General features: G+C 62.3%; 4 protein-coding genes. 1 reads left to right on the top strand and 3 read right to left on the bottom strand.

Going from position 1 to position 2,551, the window contains the following annotated elements:
• The first annotated feature begins 140 nt into the window (after positions 1 to 140).
• Positions 141 to 362 (top strand): hypothetical protein, encoded by a 222-nt coding sequence (locus tag ABIB42_RS25795; protein WP_005666853.1) that lies wholly within the window; start codon positions 141 to 143, stop codon positions 360 to 362.
• Positions 363 to 641: 279 nt separating this feature from the next.
• Here the strand turns inward: ABIB42_RS25795 and ABIB42_RS25790 are convergent, their stop codons facing one another.
• From ABIB42_RS25790 to ABIB42_RS25780, 3 genes are read right to left on the bottom strand one after another with little or no spacing between them, the layout of a single operon-like run.
• Complete coding sequence (locus ABIB42_RS25790; RefSeq protein ID WP_005666855.1) at positions 642 to 1,121, bottom strand: T6SS effector amidase Tae4 family protein; 480 nt, start codon at positions 1,119 to 1,121, stop codon at positions 642 to 644.
• A 2-nt stretch (positions 1,122 to 1,123) separates the two neighbouring features.
• Entirely contained in the window at positions 1,124 to 1,477 is a 354-nt protein-coding gene (locus tag ABIB42_RS25785; protein ID WP_005666856.1) for a Rap1a/Tai family immunity protein, read from the bottom strand.
• Complete coding sequence (locus ABIB42_RS25780) at positions 1,474 to 1,968, bottom strand: Hcp family type VI secretion system effector (protein WP_005666858.1); 495 nt, start codon at positions 1,966 to 1,968, stop codon at positions 1,474 to 1,476. The genes ABIB42_RS25785 and ABIB42_RS25780 overlap by 4 nt, the downstream gene beginning before the upstream one ends.
• Positions 1,969 to 2,551 lie beyond the last annotated feature (583 nt).

Genomic DNA, 2,551 nt, shown 5'->3' with positions numbered 1-2,551 from the left:
GTTCTGCTGAATACTGCTTCACACGATCTCTCTTGCCCGTCCCCGGTTGGTATTTACTTCATCAGGTGACGCGACAACTATTCTGACACCGGGGGAGGAAGAGCAGCAGGCTAACAACGCCTAGGCCTGCCCCTGAGTTCATGATTGACCAGTCTGACGACGAATACCCGCCCGAAGCCTACATCGCCCCGCGGTTAATGGATCTGCTCGAGCTCTTCCGCGATATGCCGGCGCCAGTGCGCGAGCGGTTCCTCCGCGAGTCGCAGCGGGTCGCCGCGCTGCCGCCCGAGGTTCAGGCGTCACTGACCCGGGGAATGATGATGTACATGCTCGAGAATGACGTCGACCTGCCGCGGCATTAAGAGCCTTGACGTAATTCAGGGCTGTAGAACTTCGCTGATTTCCTCCACGCCGCTCCGCTGGCCTGAGCCGCACGCGGCGGGCAAACTCGATCGGCAGGTCCAGCCGTGCCAGCGCGCGGGCGCCAGCCGTAACACCGCGAGATGCGCCGTGTTGATGGCGAGGCCGATATGGAAAGCCGTTCGGCGGTTGGGTCTACGCATGCCGTGGTTGTGGGGCCGAACCGACTTGGCTGAGCCGGATCAGCGAATTTCGCCGACCGAGTAACTCCTCCTGGCCGGCTACTTCAGCGGCCAGAACCACGTTTCTGCGCTCGACCAGTAGCAGCTAGTCCCGCATGCGCTCACGCCGCCGATCAGAGGCCCCACGATGTCAATATGCCCTCCGTCATACACGCCTGGCGTCAAGCGGAAGAACGACACGATGCCGCCGCGGTTCCCGATCCTCATGATCGATTCCGGCCCTCTGTATTTCTCTGGCTTGCCGAGCATAGACGGCAGCGATAGGATCGCTGAAAGCTTTGCCTGCCCGGGTTCGACTTTCTTCCCCTTGTGCGGATCTGTCTTGATGGGGATGCGGCCATCAGGAATTGTGACGCTCGAGCGGATCAGGGCCACGCTGACCCGGATCGCGCAGGTGTTTTCGTAAGCGGGGTTCTTGATCAAGTCATCCCAACCGAGCTGGCGAAACAAGGTTTCGCGATCCACGTCGCGCTTGCGCGGATAGTGCTTCATCAGATCGTTGAACGAGATTTTCAGCATGGCTATCTCCCAGCGGGGCATGGGAAGCGCGCGGCGTACAGGCGCACCAGTTCATCGGCAGCGCTCCCCGGCATCGTGCCAGCACGGTTGCGCAGCTCGGCCCATATCCGGTCATCGACCTCCGTTGGCTTCATGCCTGGTGGCGCGCACCAGAGCTTGCCCTGCGTCGCGTCGACCACCCCCGCCTGATACCCCTCCGCGTAGCGCTGTGCGTAGGCGGCGTCCGGACGCTGGGCTTGCCCAGCCACCTGCGACACGAAGTCATTGCCAGACAGGTGCCAAGGGAACACGCCCAGCGGGCGGGCGGCAGCGCCACAGGCCACCACTAGGGTGAGAAACAGGGCGGCGCGTTTCATGCTGCGACCCGGTTCGAGGACAAGTCCCAGCCCCCCGCCGTGTTGCCGCCGCCGCCGCCGCCGATCTTCTGCTTGGCGTACTTCCACCGGACCTTCGAAAACTTCAGGCCCAGGCTCTCACTCGGGAAATCGCCGCCGGCAAAGCTGGGGGCTACGTGTGCGATCAGCACGTTTTCGAGCTCGACCTCGAAATACTTCACTGGGTTGCCGTCGCCGTCAGCGCGCTGCATCTCGAGCTTCGCCTTTGGGATAGTCTTCCCGCACGCACACAGCTGCGCAAGCAAGGGGGACGCCATGTCGACCAACTTGCTGATGTTGATCTCGCTGAGTTCGCATCGCTCCGCAGTGTGGCCGCCACCAGTCGATGCCGTTGCGCTTCGCGGCTGCGTGACAGACCAATGCACGGATGTGCATTCGATCCAGTCCTTATGCTTGTCGTCGGTGGATTCGCCCTTGACGCCGTCGATCTGCAGATAAAAGTCTGCTGCCATGATGCCTCCTTGTAGTGGTAAGGCATCGTCGCAGAGTTGGGTTTACGGCAAGTTGGCGGCTGTCAACGCTCGACCAGCGCGAGATCAAGCCTGCGCCACCGCTCGGGCTCGGCCAGCACCCGCGCCGCTACCTCGGCCGGCATACCGCTGACCGCCAGCATCCAGGATGCCCCAGCCAAGAGAGCGCCGGTACCAGAATCTGGGGGCAGGTCGACCGGCAGGCAGTGATGTATTGGTGCGTGGCGTCATCCCGAAACGGTACCGACGCTCCAGTGGCAAGGTTGTCACCGCACTCGCTCCGGCGTGGCCGCTGCAGGCAACGATCGAACTGGTGCTGCAGCTTCGTGAGGTTTATTAGAACGCGGCTTTTGGTCGAGCCCCAATTCGGGCAGGAGAGGGAGAGACTTTCTGCGCCTCGGGCGGCGGTCAGACGAGGCGTCTACAGCCTGCAAGGTAGGCCCGGCAGCATGCTGCCTACGCCGTTCGGCGGCGGTAGTTGTCAACAAAGATGTCGCGTCAAGTCATGCGGCTTTTCTTAATTGCTCTGGCGGTTTCCGTTCCGGATTCAGCCAGACTTCATCGT

The sequence above is a fragment of the Massilia sp. UYP32 genome, assembly GCF_050434365.1.
Taxonomy (GTDB): Bacteria; Pseudomonadota; Gammaproteobacteria; order Burkholderiales; family Burkholderiaceae_D; genus Telluria; species Telluria timonae.
Note: the sequence above shows the minus strand (reverse complement) of the source record. Positions and strands in the feature narration are given on the sequence as shown.

What these genes read in the sequence shown, in the direction of transcription:
- ABIB42_RS25780 (WP_005666858.1), bottom strand. Translation starts at nt 1,968, where the DNA reads ATGGCAGCAGACTTTTATCTGCAGATCGACGGCGTCAAGGGCGAATCC.
- ABIB42_RS25790 (WP_005666855.1), bottom strand. Translation starts at nt 1,121, where the DNA reads ATGCTGAAAATCTCGTTCAACGATCTGATGAAGCACTATCCGCGCAAG.
- ABIB42_RS25795 (WP_005666853.1), top strand. Translation starts at nt 141, where the DNA reads ATGATTGACCAGTCTGACGACGAATACCCGCCCGAAGCCTACATCGCC.
- ABIB42_RS25785 (WP_005666856.1), bottom strand. Translation starts at nt 1,477, where the DNA reads ATGAAACGCGCCGCCCTGTTTCTCACCCTAGTGGTGGCCTGTGGCGCT.